The 15,761-nt window shown below is 71.7% G+C and carries 14 protein-coding genes; 4 read left to right on the top strand and 10 right to left on the bottom strand.

Annotation, left to right across the window (positions count from 1 at the left end):
- Positions 1 to 18: 18 nt before the first annotated feature.
- The 6 genes from efeB to ACZ39I_RS20645 all read right to left on the bottom strand — a co-directional run bounded on the left by efeB (position 19) and on the right by ACZ39I_RS20645 (position 6,198).
- On the bottom strand, positions 19 to 1,296 hold the full coding sequence (gene efeB / locus ACZ39I_RS20670; protein WP_467245813.1) for an iron uptake transporter deferrochelatase/peroxidase subunit: 1,278 nt from the start codon (positions 1,294 to 1,296) through the stop codon (positions 19 to 21).
- Between the two features lie 8 nt (positions 1,297 to 1,304).
- Positions 1,305 to 3,239: a copper resistance CopC/CopD family protein gene (locus ACZ39I_RS20665; RefSeq protein WP_467245812.1), complete on the bottom strand. Its 1,935-nt coding sequence runs from the start codon at positions 3,237 to 3,239 to the stop codon at positions 1,305 to 1,307.
- 13 nt (positions 3,240 to 3,252) lie between these two features.
- Positions 3,253 to 3,705: a copper chaperone PCu(A)C gene (locus ACZ39I_RS20660; RefSeq protein ID WP_467245810.1), complete on the bottom strand. Its 453-nt coding sequence runs from the start codon at positions 3,703 to 3,705 to the stop codon at positions 3,253 to 3,255.
- A complete protein-coding gene (locus ACZ39I_RS20655; protein ID WP_467245809.1) occupies positions 3,702 to 4,358 on the bottom strand; it encodes an SCO family protein in 657 nt (218 codons plus the stop codon). The genes ACZ39I_RS20660 and ACZ39I_RS20655 overlap by 4 nt, the downstream gene beginning before the upstream one ends.
- Before the next feature lie 125 nt (positions 4,359 to 4,483).
- A complete protein-coding gene (locus tag ACZ39I_RS20650; protein ID WP_467245808.1) occupies positions 4,484 to 5,221 on the bottom strand; it encodes a YcnI family copper-binding membrane protein in 738 nt (245 codons plus the stop codon).
- 155 nt (positions 5,222 to 5,376) lie between these two features.
- On the bottom strand, positions 5,377 to 6,198 hold the full coding sequence (locus ACZ39I_RS20645; RefSeq protein WP_467245807.1) for a hypothetical protein: 822 nt from the start codon (positions 6,196 to 6,198) through the stop codon (positions 5,377 to 5,379).
- A 230-nt stretch (positions 6,199 to 6,428) separates the two neighbouring features.
- On the opposite strand from ACZ39I_RS20645, the gene ACZ39I_RS20640 reads away from it, so the two are divergent.
- The 3 genes from ACZ39I_RS20640 (at position 6,429) to ACZ39I_RS20630 (ending at position 8,786) form a co-directional block, all read left to right on the top strand.
- The gene (locus ACZ39I_RS20640; protein WP_467245806.1) at positions 6,429 to 6,872 is read left to right on the top strand and encodes an ATP-binding protein; all 444 of its coding nucleotides are present in this window, start codon (positions 6,429 to 6,431) and stop codon (positions 6,870 to 6,872) included.
- Positions 6,873 to 6,992: 120 nt separating this feature from the next.
- Positions 6,993 to 7,943, top strand: a complete 951-nt coding sequence (locus ACZ39I_RS20635) for an intradiol ring-cleavage dioxygenase (protein WP_467245805.1) — start codon at positions 6,993 to 6,995, stop codon at positions 7,941 to 7,943.
- Positions 7,944 to 7,952: 9 nt separating this feature from the next.
- The gene (locus ACZ39I_RS20630; protein ID WP_467245803.1) at positions 7,953 to 8,786 is read left to right on the top strand and encodes a triphosphoribosyl-dephospho-CoA synthase; all 834 of its coding nucleotides are present in this window, start codon (positions 7,953 to 7,955) and stop codon (positions 8,784 to 8,786) included.
- A 100-nt stretch (positions 8,787 to 8,886) separates the two neighbouring features.
- Here ACZ39I_RS20630 and ACZ39I_RS20625 read toward each other — a convergent pair whose 3' ends face one another.
- From ACZ39I_RS20625 to ACZ39I_RS20610, 4 genes are all read right to left on the bottom strand, one after another.
- A complete protein-coding gene (locus tag ACZ39I_RS20625) occupies positions 8,887 to 10,131 on the bottom strand; it encodes an MFS transporter (RefSeq protein WP_467245802.1) in 1,245 nt (414 codons plus the stop codon).
- Between the two features lie 55 nt (positions 10,132 to 10,186).
- Positions 10,187 to 11,527, bottom strand: a complete 1,341-nt coding sequence (gene pdxR / locus ACZ39I_RS20620) for a MocR-like pyridoxine biosynthesis transcription factor PdxR (protein WP_467245801.1) — start codon at positions 11,525 to 11,527, stop codon at positions 10,187 to 10,189.
- Between the two features lie 38 nt (positions 11,528 to 11,565).
- Entirely contained in the window at positions 11,566 to 13,035 is a 1,470-nt protein-coding gene (locus ACZ39I_RS20615) for an aminopeptidase P family protein (protein WP_467245800.1), read from the bottom strand.
- 82 nt (positions 13,036 to 13,117) lie between these two features.
- Complete coding sequence (locus ACZ39I_RS20610) at positions 13,118 to 14,629, bottom strand: PP2C family protein-serine/threonine phosphatase (RefSeq protein ID WP_467245799.1); 1,512 nt, start codon at positions 14,627 to 14,629, stop codon at positions 13,118 to 13,120.
- Between the two features lie 449 nt (positions 14,630 to 15,078).
- Between ACZ39I_RS20610 and ACZ39I_RS20605 the strand changes: the two genes are divergently transcribed.
- Positions 15,079 to 15,744 carry a bifunctional DNA primase/polymerase gene (locus tag ACZ39I_RS20605; RefSeq protein ID WP_467245797.1) on the top strand — a complete coding sequence of 222 codons (666 nt, stop codon included), beginning with the start codon at positions 15,079 to 15,081 and terminating at the stop codon, positions 15,742 to 15,744.
- The last annotated feature ends 17 nt before the right edge of the window (positions 15,745 to 15,761 follow it).

The raw sequence follows: 15,761 nt of genomic DNA, 5'->3' as shown, positions 1-15,761 counted from the left end.
CGGCCGTCCCCCGCGCCGTCATCCCTCCAGCAGCCGTTGTCCCACGTACTCCCCCTCCACCGCCCCGCCCGGCACCGCGAACAGACCGCTTGCCTCGTGCCGGATGTACTGGGAGAGCGCGTCGCCGCGGTCGAGCTTGCGCTGGAGCGGGACGAAGCCGCGCAACGGGTCGGCCTGCCAGCAGACGAACAGCAGCCCGGCGTCCGGTGTCCCGTCCGCGTCGATGCCGTCGTGGTACGAGAACGGGCGGCGCAGGATGGCCGCGCCTCCGTTCTGGTCGGGCCGGGTGATCCGGGCGTGTGCGTTGATCGGCACCATCAGATCCCCCTTCGCGTCGGTCTTCTCCAGGTCCATCGCGGTCGTCTCGGTGCCGCCGGACAGGGCCGCGCCGTTCGCCTTCCGGCGCCCGATGACGGCCTCCTGAGCCGTGAGGGACAGCTTCTCCCAGTCGTCCAACAGCATCCGGATCCGTCGTACGACCGCATAGGAGCCGTTCGCCATCCACGCCGGCGTGCCGGATTCCGGGACGAAGATGCGTTGGTCGAAGTCGGGCTCGCTCGGCTTCGGATTGCGTGTGCCGTCCAGCTGGCCCATGAGATTGCGGGCCGTCATGGGGTGGGCCGTGGCCCCCGGTGTGCGGTTGAAGCCGTTCATCTGCCAGCGGACCTTCGCCGCGCTGCCGGCGTCCTTCTGGATGGCGCGCAGGGCGTGGAAGGCGACCAGGGCGTCATTGGCGCCGATCTGCACCCACAGATCGCCGTTGCTGCGGGCCTTGTCGAGCTGGTCGGAGGAGAAGTCGGGCAGCGGGTCGAGGGCGACGGGACGCTGCTTCTCCAGCCCGGTGCGGGCGAAGAAGCTGTGCCCGAAGCCGAAGGTCAGCGTCAGCGAGGAGGGCCCGGCGTCCCGGGCGACATCAGTGTCGTGGGGCCCTGCGGCCTCGCCTGCCATCAGCCGCTTCGCCGTCTCCGACCAGCGGCGCAGCAGCGCGGCGGCCTCCTTGCGGCCCGCGCCCGCCGCCAGGTCGAAGGCGACGAGGTGGCCGCGGGCCTGGAGGCCGTCGGTGATGCCGGGCTGATGTTTCACGTGAAACATCACCTCGGTGCTGCCCACGGAGGTCAGCGGAGTCGCCCCGGCGGGCGCGGCGGCGTACCCCACGGCCCCGGCGGCCGTGCCGAGGACGAGCCCGGTGGCGCCGGCGGTGCCGAGCAGGGCGCGGCGGGAGATGCCCTCCCGCGAAGAGGGGCTCTCTTGCGCGGAGGCGCCTTCGTCGACGACGGGGAGGGATTGTTCAGCCATGGTGCGGTTCAGCCGATCTGCGCGTTCTTGGAGACGGTCGTCTGGTCGATGTCGGAGGTCCGTACGGTCACGGCGACCTTCCAGTCGCCGGCCATGGGGATCTGCACGTTGCTCGCCGACCAGTGGCCCGTGGCGATGCGGTCGGGGGTGATGGCCAGCGGCCCGATCTTCTTGGCCTCCAGAGTGAGGGCGATCTTCACCTCGGGGATGTCGAAGGCGCGGCCGTTGGTCCGCTGGACGTAGACGTGCATCTCGTTGCCGCCCACGCGCGCGGGGTCGAAGTCGACCGTCACGACGCCCTTGCCGTCCGTGCCGCCGGTGTCGAAGGACATGTCCAGGGTCACGGCCCCGGATCCGGCCGACGAGGAAGAGGAAGACGAAGAGGCCGCCTTGGCCGCCTTGGCGTCCTCCTCGGTACGGCCGGGCTCGGTCTGTGTCAGCACGGTCGTGACCGCCAGCAGGACCACCGCGACCCCCGCCTCGGCGAGCACCGAGCGGCGCAGCCCGAACCGGTTCGGATCGGCGTCCCGTGTGCGCTTCTGCCGCGCGGTGTCCATCGCGGCCTGCTGCCGGGCGAGCTGCGCGGCCCGCTTGGAGCCGGCGCCCTTGGAACCCGCACCCTTGGACTTGCCGGAACCGGAGCCGGAGCCGGAACCCGAGCCGGACGCGTTCGCAGCCACCCGCTCCTTCTGAGGTGCCCGCTTGCCCTGCCGCACGGCGGTGTCGGCCAGCTGTGACGTCCACCGCCGTGAGATGAACGCGATGCCGACCAGCAGCGCCACCAGTCCGATCTTGACCAGCAGCAGCTGGCCGTACCGGGTCCCGGTGAACGCAGACCAGGAGCCGAGCTGCCGCCAGGACTGGTAGACGCCGGTCGCGACCAGCGCGACGACACTGCCGAAGGCGACCTGGGAGAACCGTCGTACGGCGGCCGACTCGACCGGCGCGTCGGAGCGGTACAGCGCGACGAGCAGCGCGGTCAGCCCGCCGAGCCAGGTGGCGACGGCCAGCAGGTGGACGACGTCGACGGGCATCGCGATGCCCGCCTGGAGCCCGACCGAGGCGTGCTCGGCCATCGCCCAGCTCGCCGCGAGTCCGGCCGCGACGACGGTCCCGCCGATCGCGAGCCCGAAGGTGAGGTCCCGCTTCTCCTCGTCCTCGCGCTTGTCGTAGGCACCGAAGAGCACGGAGATGAACAGCGCCGCCGCCGCGAGCAGCAGCAGCCGGGAGACGAGGGCCGCGCCCGCCTTGGTCTGGAGCACGTTCCCGAGCAGGTCCAGGTCGAAGATGTCCCCGACCTTCCCGGAGCCCGTGTAGGAGCCGCGCAGCAGGAGCAGCAGCAGGGTGGCCGAGGTGAGCGTGAGCCAGCCGCCGACGACGAGCCGCTGCATGGGCCGCAGTCCGGCGCCGCGCTGCCAGCAGCCGAGCACGAAGGCGGCGCCGCCCACCAGGACGATGAAACCGGCGTACGACATGTACCGCCCGAAGCCGTACAGCCAGCCGACGACTCCGCCGCCCGCCGTGTCCCCGGAGACGGAGACGGAGGTGGTCGAGGGGGCGCCGATGGAGAAGGTGTAGGCACCGGCGACGGGATGGCTATCGGCGGAGACGACCTGGTAGGTGACGGTGTAGGTGCCGTCGGGCAGCCCGCTGTGCAGTTTCACGCCGTACGTCGTGCCGCCGGCCTCGAACGGCTTGCCCTGCTGGACGGCCTTGCCCTTGGGGTCGAGGACCCGCAGCGAGTCGTTGGACAGGGCGACCTTCTCGGAGAAGGTCAGCGAGACCTGGTCGGGTGCCTTGTCGACCACCACCCCCTGCTGGGGGTCGCTGCCGGTGAGCGCGGCGTGCGCGGAGGCAGGCCCGGCCGTGGCCAGCAGCAGGCCGCACGCGGCCAGGAGCAGCAGTACCAGGGTCCGGACGCGGGGGGTGATGGGCTGCGTCAAGGTGGTCCCTCCCTCAGTGTCCGGTCTTCGGGACGTAGGTCGCCGACTTCACCGGCATCTTCACGACGACGGGGTCGGACTGGGCGAAGTGCAGTTCGACGGTGACCGTCTGACCCTGCTTCGGAGTCTGCTTCAGCTTGTCGAACATCAGATGGTTGGCGCCGCTTTTGAACACGAGTTGACCGTGGGCCGGTACGGGGAGGCGGGAGACCTCCTCCATCGCGCCGCCGGTGGTCTCGTGCATGGTGATCTCGCCGTCGGCACTGGTGACCGAGGTCAGCTCGTCGTTCGACGAGCCGGAGTTGGAGATGGTCAGGAAGCCGGCGGCCATGTCGGCGGAGACGGGCTGCGGGATGTAGGCGTCGGAGACGGTGAGGTCCGGCGAGGAGCCCCCGGAGTCCGAGCAGCCGGCCAGCAGCAGGGCCGCCCCCGTCAGTATGGCGAGCCCGGTGGACGAACGGTTCACGGGTTCTGCCCCTTGATGATCTTGGGCAGGTCCTTGGTGTAGTCGTCGACGGTGGTGTCCTCGCCGTAGAGGACGTATCCCTCGTCGGTCTTCGGGGAGAAGGCGACGACCTGGGTGCCGTGCACCGAGACGGCCTTGCCGGTCTTCTTGTCCTTGTGGGTCGGCTCGATGGAGATGCCGAGGGTACGGGCGCTCGCCTGGATGGTGGCGAAGTCGCCGGTCAGGCCCACGAACCGGGTGTCGATGCCCTTGAGCCACTTGCCGAGCTCGGCCGGGGTGTCGCGGGCCGGGTCGGTGGTGACGAACACGACGGACAGCTTGTCCTGCTCGGACTTGGGCAGCTGCTTCTTCGCGACGGCGATGTTGTTCATCGTCAGCGGGCAGATGTCGGGGCAGTGGGTGTAGCCGAAGTAGATCAGCGTCGGCTTGCCCTTGGTCTCCTTGCGGAGGTCGTACTTCTCGCCCTTGGTGTCGGTGAGGACCAGGTCCGGCTTCTCGAACGGCTGGTCGAGGACGGTGGCCGCCTTGTCGGAGCCGGCCTCCTCGGAGACCACGGAGACGGGTGAGCCGCTGTCGTCACCGCTGCCGCAGGCGGAGAGGGTCAGGGTGGCGGCGGCGACCAGCGCGGCCGCGGCGAACATCTTCTTGCGCATATCAAAATGTCCCAGATGTAAGAATTCCGGTGCGCGCCGGGGCCCTACGACCCCGGCGCGGGTCCCGCGGAACACGCCGGACGCGCGTCCCGCGGAACAGGTCAGGCAGGCGTCTCGCGAGAAGGTCAGGCGTCGCTGCGCCGGCGGCCGGCGAGCACGCCGTAGGCCACGCCCAGGGCGCCGACGACGATGCCGACCACGCCGAGGACGCGGGCAGTGGTGTCACTGCTGTCGCCCGCCGAGGCCTCGGTGGTCGCGGCGGCGTTCTCGGTCTTGGCGTCCGCGTCCTCGGCGGCCGTCGAACCGTGGTGTCCGTCCTCGGAGGCCGCGGACAGGGCGAGGACGGGAGCCGGCGTCTCGGGCTCCTCCGCGCCGTCCTCCTGGACCTCGATCCAGCGCACGACCTCCTTGTTGGAGTACGTCTGGATCGCCTTGAAGACCAGTTCGTCGGCGTCCTCGGGCAGGGCGCCGATGGAGACCGGGAACTTCTCGAAGTAGCCGGGCCGGATGCCGCTGTCCTTGCCGGCGGCGGTCCAGGTGACCTTGGAGACGGCCTCGGTGATCTGCTCGCCGTGCAGCTCGAGGGGCTTGGCGAGCTTGGACTTGGTGACCTCGATCTTCCAGCCCGGCATCGGCTCCGGCATGACCGAGGCCAGCGGGTGGTCGGTCGGGAAGTTGACCTCGAGCTTGGTGGTCGAGGCGTTGTCGCGCTCGTTGGGGACCTTGAAGTCCACGACCGCGTAACCGCCCTTGGCGGCGGTGCCCTCGGCGGCCACGCTGACGTGGGCGAACGCGGGTGAGGACAGGACGACGACGGCGGTGGCGGCGACGGCGCCGGTGGCGGCGAGACGAGAAGCCTTCATGAAGAGCACTCCGCTTCGAAAGGGTCACTGTGAGGTGTGAGGAGAGATACGCGTGCGCACACGCGCGTGCCGCACGACGGCGGCCTCTTTCTCACGACCCTCAGGAAGGTCCCTCTGGAACGTTCCTCAGGAAGTGGAGTGGTGGTCGCGTCGTGTCAGGCGGCGAGAACGAGCCCGGCGGCGGCCGGAGGCCCGCGCCTGATCACCGTGTGCTGGAGTGCCGCGGTACGCGGTCGGGGTGGTGCGAGCGACGTCCCCAGCGGGGCGCGCGGCCCGGCCTCGGGAGCCCCCGGCAGGCCCGCGTGCAGGGCACGCACCAGCGCGAGCGCCCCGCGCAGGGATCGAACGAGCGCCCCGTCCGCGACTGAATGCGCCGAGTACGCGGACAGTTCCACGAGCCGCAGCAGCGCGAGGTCCCCGCGCCGCAGCAGCCATCCGGCGGCGACGGCGGCGAGGACGTGGCCGAGGAGCATCGGCAGGGAGGGCAGTACGGAGGGCAGTACGGAGGAGCCGGCCATGGCCTCGCTCGCGTGGTGCGTGCCACCCGTCGTCCCGGGGCCGGGATAGAGCTGTGCGTCGGTCAGGATCCGCTGCGCCTGCGCCGGACTGATCGCCGCGGCGGTGGTCCCGCACAGCAGCCGCGCGGCCTGCTGGACCAGAGCGGTGTCGGACGCCGGCGGCATCGACGACATCGTCATCGTGGCCGTACCGTGCTGCCCGAGCCCGAACAGCACATGCAGCACGCTCTGTCCGACCGCGAGCAGCGTCGCGATCCCCGCCAGCGAACGCTCGCGCCCGGCGAGAGGTGCCACGACGAGAACGGCCCCGACGAACCCCGCGCCGAGCGTCCACAGCGGAACCGTGGCGCAGGAGGCGATCGAGTGACCGGCCGCGGCCAGCACGACGCAGACCGCGGCGAACACCGCGGCCCGCAGAACCCGGAGATCGACTCCGGAGCGCGCGTGGGGGGCAGTCATGGCGGGCTCATCATCGCACTGGGCTTATGAGCGCCATACGGCAGGTCCACAAGATGACGTACGGGGTGTACGACCGGAAGGTCACTTCTGGCGCGTACTGCCCCACATACACCGTTCGTTGCGCCGGGCGCATCGTCCGTATGGGCGGCATCACGGCGAGGATGTGCTTACACCCGGTCTTGCGTGGCAATACGTAACGGTATGTCGAGCCGCAGCCAGGAGGCTGGAGCATGAGCATCTGGTGGTCACTCCATTTGCGGCGCGAGGCTGCGAGCGTTCCGCTCGCCCGGCGTCTGCTGCTCGGCACCATGGAGACCGCGGGCGTCGACCCGGACGTCTCCTACGATCTCTCCCTCGCCCTCAGCGAGGCCTGTGCCAACGCCGTGGAGCACGGCGGGGAGAGCGGGCTGCAGGACTCCACGGCGGCCTACCGGGTCACCGCCTACCTCGACGGCGAGAAGTGCCGCATCGAGGTCACCGACTCCGGCCCGGGCTTCTCGCCCGTGCGGCCGGCCCGCCCCACCCCCATGGAGGCGGAGAACGGCCGCGGCCTGTGTCTCATCCACGAACTCGCCGACCACGTCCAGATCGGGAACAAGCCGGGCCGTGGCGCCGTGGTGAGCTTCGACAAGATCCTCAAGTGGCGGAAGGACGCACCGCTGATGGCGGTGTGAACTGATGGCGGCGTGAGCTGATGGCGGTGTGAACGGCGGGCTTCGGCTTTTTCAGCATCCTCAGGTCGCGCACAGCCTCCTCTCACCTTCCTGACGGACAGGATTCCTACGTTCCTGGTCATGACGGGAAGCCACAGGAACTCCAGCATCACCCGGCGCCGCGCCCTCGCGGTGGCCGGCGGGACGGTCGCGGCGGGCGGGCTCGCCGTCGCCGGGTACCAGGCGGCCTTCGCCGACACCACGGACACCACGGACGCCACAGTCAGCACGGAGTCGACGGCCACCGGTGCGTGCATGACGCTCATGTCGAGCGTCACCGAGGGGCCGTACTACCTCGACGGCGCCCTGGTCAGGAAGGACATCACCGAGGGCAAGAGCGGTGTCCGGCTGACGCTGCGGCTGACCGTCGTGGACGCCACCGACGGCTGCACGCCGGTCCAGGGCGCGGCCGTGGAGATCTGGCACTGCGACGCCTGGGGCTACTACTCCGGCTACACCACCGCCAACCCCGGCGGCTCCGCGCCCGCGGAGAGCGAGGACGGCTCGACCGCGAACGACAGCACCTACCTGCGCGGCTACCAGATCGCGAACGCCAACGGGGTCGTGAAGTTCGAGACGATCTTCCCGGGCTGGTACACCCCGCGCACCTGCCACATCCACCTGAAGGTGCACACCGGCGGCGTGCAGGAGGACGGCACCTACGAGGGCGGCAAGGTCAACTACACCGGCCAGCTGTTCTTCGACGACACGATCGCCGAGGAGATCTTCACGCTGGAGCCCTACTCCAAGCACTCCGGCAGCTACACGACCCTCGACAACGACATGGTCTACGACGGTGGCGGCGCGGCCGGCGGTCTGCTCACTCTCAAGGCCGTGCACAAGGCCGACCCGTCCAAGGGGTACAAGGGCTTCCTGAGCCTCGCCGTCGACCCGGACGCGGAGAACACGGGCGCGGGCAGCGGTGGCGGCGGGGAGGGCGGCGGTACGCCCCCGAGTGGAGCCCCGACGGGCGAGCCCCCGAGCGGCACTCCGTCCGAAAGTGCCAGTCCCTCGGCCTCCGCGTCCTCGTAAGGTACGGCCATGAGCAGCCGCGAGGACGAGGCGCTGGCCCTGGCCGCCGTGGACGCGCTGACCGGTCAGCTGGCCCTGGCACCCAAGCCGGGCCTCCCCGACCCGCGTGACCTCGGGGCCCGCGCCACGAGCAGGGACCACTGTTCCCTGCGCTGGTCGGCCAAGGCACTCGCGCCCGGTTTCGCGGCGATGGCAGCCGCCGCCCGCCGCACGGGCGAGCCCAGCCCTCAGCTGCGTGCCGAACTGGGCGCGATCGGCCGGTGCACCGAGCACTCGGTGGGCCTGGCCGGCGGTGGCCACCGCGGTGCCCTGTGGACCCTCGGTCTGCTGGTCGCCGCGGCCGCCCTCGACCCGGGGGCGCGGTCCGAGGACGTGGCCACGGCCGCCAAGAAGATCGCCGCGCACAGCGACAAGCGGGCCCCGCGCCGGCCCTCCCGGGGCTCCTCGGTGTCCGCTAAGTACGGCGCGGCTGGCGCCCGGGGTGAGGCGCGGGCCGGGTTCCCGCACGTCCGGCGGGCATTGGACGCGCTGACCAGGTCCCGCAAGGCGGGTGCCGACGAGGCCGAGGCCCGCCTGGACGCCCTGCTCACTGTCATGTCCACCCTCCAGGACACCGAACTCCTCTACACAGCGGGCCCCTTCGGTCTCCGCCACGTCCAGGCGGGTGCGCGCGGGGTCCTGGAGGCGGGCGGTACGACGACGGAGGCGGGCCGCGAGGCCCTGCTCGCCCTCGACGCCGACCTCCACACACGCGCGTGGAGCCCTCGCGGCAGCGCGGGGCTGCTCGCGGGGGCACTGTTCGTGGACGCCCTCCCGGTACCGACGGCCCCACGGCCCGCCTGACGCCGCCGGGCGTTCAGTCCCCGGGGACGGGGCGCCCGGCCGGTGCGCGAGCGCGCGCGACTGGACGCCGGTCAGCGCCCGAGCACGCCCCCAGCCCCCGTCACCGCACAAGCACCCCCCGCCCCACCGCGTCCCCCACCCCAGTCTCCGCTCCCCGTCCCGCGGCCCTCCTGGTCGCCGGGCCCATCGCGTACGACGCCGCCAGCGTCGCTCCGCCGAGCAGCAGCCAGCCCGGCGTGCCCCACTCCACGAGCAGGGTGGTCAGTACCAGCGGGCCGAGCGTCCGGGCCACCGTCACCCCGGTTCCGAAGAACCCCTGGTACTCGCCGACCCGCTCGGCCGGAGCCAGGTCGAAGGAGAGCTGCCAGGACCCCGCCGACTGCCCCATCTCGGCCACCACCTGCAGCACCGCCCCGACGACCAGCGCCCCCACCGCCACCCACGGCGAGGCCCCCGCCGACAGCGCGAACACCGCGCAGGCCGCCAGCATGACCCATCCCGACCGCCGCACCGCGCGCGTGGCCGACGCGAGCCCGGTCACCCCGCGGGCCATCCGCACCTGGAACACCATCACCGCGCCGGTGTTGAGCACGAACAGCGCGGAGACCAGCCAGGTGGGAGCCGCGGTCCGCTCGGCGATCCACAGCGGGATCCCCAGGCTCAGCAGAGGCATCCGCAGCAGCAGGACGGTGTTCAGCAGGGTGATCACGGCATATGGCCGGTCGCGCAAAACACCGGAGCCCTGACGCTTCTCCACGGACCCGCGGGGCGCCACCGACGGCAGCCGCAGCAACAGCCCCGCACACACCAGAAAGCTCACCGCGTCCACCGCGAACACCCCGAGGTACGCAGCCCGGGTCCCGGCGTGCAGCGCCAGCCCGCCAAGCCCCGCCCCGACGGCAAGACCGGCGTTGAGCGTCGCCTGGAGGTGGGCCAGCAGTCCGGTCCGCTCCCCGGCGGACACCAGCCCCGCGAGCAGCGCCTGCCGGGCCGCGGCGAGCCCCGACTGCGCGGAGGCGTAGGCGCACGCCGCCAGGACGAACGGCACGAAGTCCCGCACCACCAGGAAGGACGCCACCGCCAGCCCCGTGGCCAGGGCCAGCAGCACCGCCGTACCGCGCGCCCCGCGCCGGTCCGCGAGCCGCCCGAGCGGCACTCCCACCACCGATCCCACCGCCCACCCGACGGTCAGCCCGAGGCCCACGCGCGCGGGGTCGAGCCCGACGACGTGCGTGAAGTACAGCGCCGACGTCACGTAATAGGCGCCGTCGCCGACCGAGTTGCTCAACTGGGCGAGCGCCAGGACACGTTGGGGCCCCGCGGGCGGGACGAGTGAGTTCGTCATGACATCGACACTAGAAGCGCGGTGGGCTGCTCGGCAGACCCAATAAAGGGACCTTTCAGTGGCCCAATTCCAGCGCCCGGACCAGCGCCTCCAGTGCCTCCGGATACGCCCCCTCCCGAGGCGTCCCGTACCCCACGACAAGCCCCTCGCGACCCGGTCCCGCCGTATGCCAGTGCTCCCGGAGGGACCCCACCGCGAGCCCCTCGGCCGCGGCCCGCTCCAGCACCGCCGCCTCGTCCCCCACCTCGACCAGCGCGTGCAGCCCGGCCGCGATCCCCTGGACCCGCCACCGCGCCCCCAGCCGCTCCACGAGCCGGTCCCTGCGCCGCCGGTAACGGAGCCGGCACGCGCGCACGTGACCGTCGTAGGCGTGGGTGCGGATCAGCTCGGCGAGGGCCAGCTGCCCGATGGCCTCGGTGCTGTGGTCGCTGTGCAGCTTGGCGTCGGCGACGGGCCCGACGAGGTGCGGCGGCAGCACCATCCACCCGAGCCGGAGCGCGGGTCCGAGTGTCTTGGACGCCGTCCCCAGGTAGGCGACCTGCCCCGGCGCCATCCCCTGGAGCGCCCCGACGGGCTGCCGGTCGTAGCGGAACTCCCCGTCGTAGTCGTCCTCGACGATCAGCGCCCCACGCGCGCGTGCCCAGTCGGTCAGCGCCCGCCGCCGCGAGGGGTGCAGTGTCACGCCGGTCGGGTACTGGTGGGCGGGAGTGACGACGACGGCCGCGGGGTCGCCCAGCGCGTCGACCTCGACGCCCCGCTCGTCGACCGGCACCGGCACCACCCGTCCACCGGCCCGCCGTACGACCTCCCGGTGGAAGGGCAGCCCGGGGTCCTCCATGGCGACGGTCCCGCCCTCCAGAACCCGCGTGAGCAGCGCGAGCCCCTGCACGGCCCCGGAGGTGACGACGATCCGTTCGGGAGGGGCGACGACCCCACGGGCCCGCCCGAGATACTCCGCCAGGGCGACCCGCAGCTCGATACGGCCCAGGGGATCGCCGTAGTCGTACGCGGAGACGGGCGCGGTGGCGACGGCCCGCCGTACGGCCCTGAGCCAGGCGGCGGCGGGGAAGGCGCCGACGTCCGGACTTCCGGGCCGCAGATCGAAAAGCGGCGCACGCGTGTGTGCACCGCTTCGAGGGGGCCCGGCTTCAGCGGCGGGCAGTAGAGCGACGACCGTCCCCGACCCTTGCCGGGCGGTCAGATAGCCCTCGGCGATCAGCTGGTCGTAGGCCGCCTTCACGGTCCCCCGGGACACCCCCAGTTCCTCGGCGAGCCGCCGGGTGGCGGGCAGCCGGGCGCCCGGAGCGAGCCGCCCGTCCCGGACGGCGTCGCGCAGGGCCCGCTCGAGCCCGGCACGACGCCCGTCAGGAGAACTGATGTCGAGATGCAGGTCCACCGCGACCTACCCGGTCACTTCTTCCGCGACCTGCTCGGTCATCCCTTCAGGGAAGTCATCCAGGCCTCGACCTCGTCGGACCGCCGGGGAAGGCCGTCCGAGAGGTTCCGGTTCCCACCGTCCGTCACCAGGATGTCGTCCTCGATCCGCACCCCGATGCCCCGGTACTCCTCGGGCACGGTCAGGTCGTCGGCCTGGAAGTACAGCCCGGGCTCGACGGTCAGCACCATCCCCGCCTCGAGGACCCCGTCCACATACGACTCCACGCGCGCGGCGGCGCAGTCGTGGACGTCCATGCCCAGCATGTGCCCGGTGCCGTGCAGCGTCCAGCGCCGCTGGAGCCCCAGCTCCAGCACCCGCTCCACCGGCCCCTCGACCAGCCCCCACTCCACGAGACGCTCGGTGAGCACCCGCTGGGCCGCGTCGTGGAAGTCCCGGTACTTCGCACCGGGCTTCACGGCCTCGATCCCGGCCTCCTGGGCGTCGTACACCGCGTCGTAGATCTTCTTCTGCACAGCGCTGAAACGGCCGTTGACCGGCAGCGTCCGCGTCACGTCGGCCGTGTAGTAGGTGTGCGTCTCGACGCCCGCGTCGAGGAGCAGGAGATCACCGGAGCGCACGGGTCCGTCGTTGCGCACCCAGTGCAGGGTGCAGGCGTGCGGCCCGGCCGCGGCGATCGTGCCGTAGCCGACGTCGTTGCCCTCGACGCGCGCGCGGAGGAAGAACGTGCCCTCGATGTACCGCTCGGAGGTGGCCTCGGCCTTGTCGAGGACCTTCACCACGTCCTCGAAGCCCCGCACCGTCGAGTCGACGGCCTTCTGGAGCTCCCCGATCTCGAACGCGTCCTTGACCAGCCGCGCCTCGGACAGGAAGACCCGCAGCTCCTCGTCCCGCTCGGCGGTGACCTTGTCGGTCAGCGCGGCCTCGATGCCGGCGTCGTAGCCGCGGACGACCCGCACCGGGCCGGTGGCCTCGCGCAGCGCGTCCGACAGCTCGCGCACGTCGGAGACGGGGAGGCCGTACAGCTTCTCCGACTCGGTGAGCGAGTGCCGCCGCCCGACCCACAGCTCGCCCTGGCCGGAGAGCCAGAACTCACCGTTCTCGCGGTCGGAGCGCGGCAGGAGGTAGAGCGTGGCGGTGTGACCACCGGAGGGGGCCGGCTCCAGGACGAGCACGCCGTCCTCGGTCTGGTTGCCCGTGAGGTAGGCGTACTCGACGGAGGCCCGGAAGGGGTACTCGGTGTCGTTGGAGCGGGTCTTCAGATTGCCCGCGGGGATCACCAGCCGGTCGCCCGGGAAGCGCGCGGACAGCGCCGCACGGCGGGCCGCGGTCTCGGCGGCCTGCGGGATCGGCTCCAGGTCGTGCAGTTCCGTGTCGGCCCAGCCGGACTTCATGCTCTCGGCCAGCTCGTCGGAGACCCCCGGGTACAGGCCGTTCTTACGCTTCTTGATCGGCTCTTCCGACTCTTCCGGGTTGCTCTCCGGGGTGAGTTCGTCGGCCACGGTCATCCTCCTTGAAACGGCACTGGACCCCGTCCATCGTACGGTCGTACGGAAGGGGGCCCAGGGCCGGAAGACCTGTTACCACCTGCTACTCGAAGTGAGCCGCGAGCAGGACGACGTCCTCCTCGGAGTCCGCCCGGTCCAGCCCGTCCGGCAGCACGGCCCGCAGCACATGGTCGGCGACGGCGTCGGGGTCGGCGCGCAGCGCCCTCGGCACCCCGGCCGCCGCCGCGTGCAGGCGGGCGAAGGCGCGGTCGGTGGGGTCGCCGGTGCGGTGCAGCAGCCCGTCGGTGTACAGCAGAACCGTCTCTCCCGGTTCGGCGCACAGCTCGACGCTCGGCGCCTCCCAGCAGGTGAGCATGCCCAGCGGCGCGGACACGGAGGTCTCCACGAACTCGGTGCGCCGCTCGCCGATCAGCAACGGCGGACAGTGCCCGGCACCGGCCAGCGTGATCTTGCGCAGCGCGGGCTCGCAGTAGGCGAACAGGGCGGTGGCACTGCGGGCGGGCTCGGTCAGCCGCAGCAGCAGCTCCAGGTCGGACAGGACCGCGACCGGGTCCTCGCCCTCCATCACGGCGTACGCCCTCAGGGAGGCTCTCAGGCGTCCCATCGCGGCGATCGCGCTCGGGCCGCTGCCGGTCACCGAACCGACCGCGAGGCCCAGTGCCGCGTCCGGCAGCGGCAGCGCGTCGTACCAGTCGCCGCCGCCGCGCGGGCCGGTGCGGTGCCGGGCGGCGAGCCGGACGCCGGCGACGCGGGGGAGCCGGGACGGCAGCAGCTCCTCGGCCATCGTCGCCATGGACGCGCGCGTGCGCTCGACTTCCAGGAGCCGGGCCAGGTGCTCGGTGGCGTAGCGGACGTACAGGCCGACGAGGTGGCGGCGGCGCTCGGAGGGTTCGGCGGGTTCGTCGTAGAGCCACACGGCGGCACCGAGGCGGCCGGCGTCGTCGGTGGACAGGGGGAGCGCGTAGCAGGCCGCGTAGCCGAGGCGGGCGGCCACCTCGCGGTGGCGCGGGTCGAGGCCGTCCTCGGCGAGCAGGTCGGGCTGGGCGATCTCGCCGTCGCCGCCGGGCAGTCCGTCGAGGATGCGGCCGTACGACATCGCGCTGCGCGGCACGGTCTCGATGTGTCCCAGGTCGGCGCGGGCGAGTCCGAGGCCGATGGTGGTGTCGGGGCCCAGACGGTCGTCCGGTTCGAGGACGACGAGCCCGCGCCGGGCTCCCACCAGGGCGGCGCCGGCGCGCAGCAGTTCCTGCAGGGCTTCGGACAGGGCGTCCGTGCGGACCAGGCGTTCGGTGAGTTCGTGCAGGGTCGTCAGATCGGAGACCCAGCCGGCGAGCCGGTCCTGGAGCAGGGCACCGGGTGCGTTCGTTACGGGGGCCTCAGGGGTACCCGGGGCAGCAGGCGCGGGCGCGACAGTGTGTGCCGGTGCGGGAACCGTTGAATCGATTCCAGCCACTTTCGAAGGGTGAGGGGCGTTCATGGTGTCCGGCTTTCCGACCGGTGCGTATTGCTCAAAAGCATCGCAAACCCCCATGTCATTCTGCGCCGCTAGCAGTGTCTCCACATGTACACGCACTCGTAAGGAGATGTCCAGCATTGTCCTGCTGGGATTACTGGTGTCCGTGAGCAACTGGTGGAGAGTGGGTCGATGGGCAAAGTTGGCTTAAAACTGCTTCGGGTTACGGTGTATTGAGGTCGACTGGCCTTGCTCCACAGAGCGTCACAGCGGTCGTGATGGGTACGTACTCGGTAAGGGCCAGGGGTGGTGGACCGTCACCCGGAACCTGGTGACCGACCCGGGCGTCTTAGCCACCGACGATCGTGCCCCATCCTCCCGTGGCGGAGGCGGAGAGAAATACGCGGGACGGCAAACGCCAGACTTCGCCACCCCCCGCCACGCCCATGCTTTTGATACGCAGTATGGGGTTCCCCTTGTCTCGGACAAGGGTGTGATGCGCCAACAGGTACGCACAGTGAAGTGATCGACACATGGTGTGATGTGGTCCTCGGTGTTGCCAGCGGTGCAACGGAAAGGAACGAGCGCTCATGCGCGAGATCCTCGGAAGGCGACGCAGGCTCCTGTCCCAGCGCAGCGACGGAAGGCCTGAATTGTTCAGCGCGGCCCTGACCTTCGCCAAGGAATGGCAGTGGCCCGTACTCCCGGGTGTGGCACCGGACCCGGAGGGCCGGGCCCGCTGCGGATGTCCCGACCCGGAGTGCACGGTCCCGGGTGCCCATCCCTTCGACCCGGGCCTGCTCGCGGCCACCACGGACGAGCGCATGGTGCGCTGGTGGTGGACCAACCGCCCGGCCGCGCCGATCATCCTGGCCACCGGTGGCAGTGCCCCCTGCGCGGTCAGCCTGCCGGCCCTCCCGGCCGCCCGCGCCCTGGCCGCCCTCGACGCCCAGGGCATGCGCCTCGGTCCGGTGGTCGCGGCGCCGACCCGCTGGGCGATTTTGGTCAAGCCGTACTCCATGGAGCAGCTGGGCGAACTGCTGTACGCCCAGGACCACGTCCCGGGCTCCCTCCGCTTCCACGGCGAGGGCGGTTACCTCGCCCTGCCCCCGTCCGAGACCGGGCACGGCGACATCACCTGGGAGCGGGCTCCGCTTCCCGGCTCGGCCTCTCCCTGGGTCCCCGATGTCGAGGCCGTGGTGGACGCCGTGGTCGAGGCCCTCACTCGTACGGGTGTGAGCGCACCCGAGTTGTAGGGGTGTCGGGCGCGGGC

This window comes from Streptomyces sp. NPDC024687, from assembly GCF_055559055.1.
This window is presented reverse-complemented; position numbering and strand designations above follow the sequence as displayed.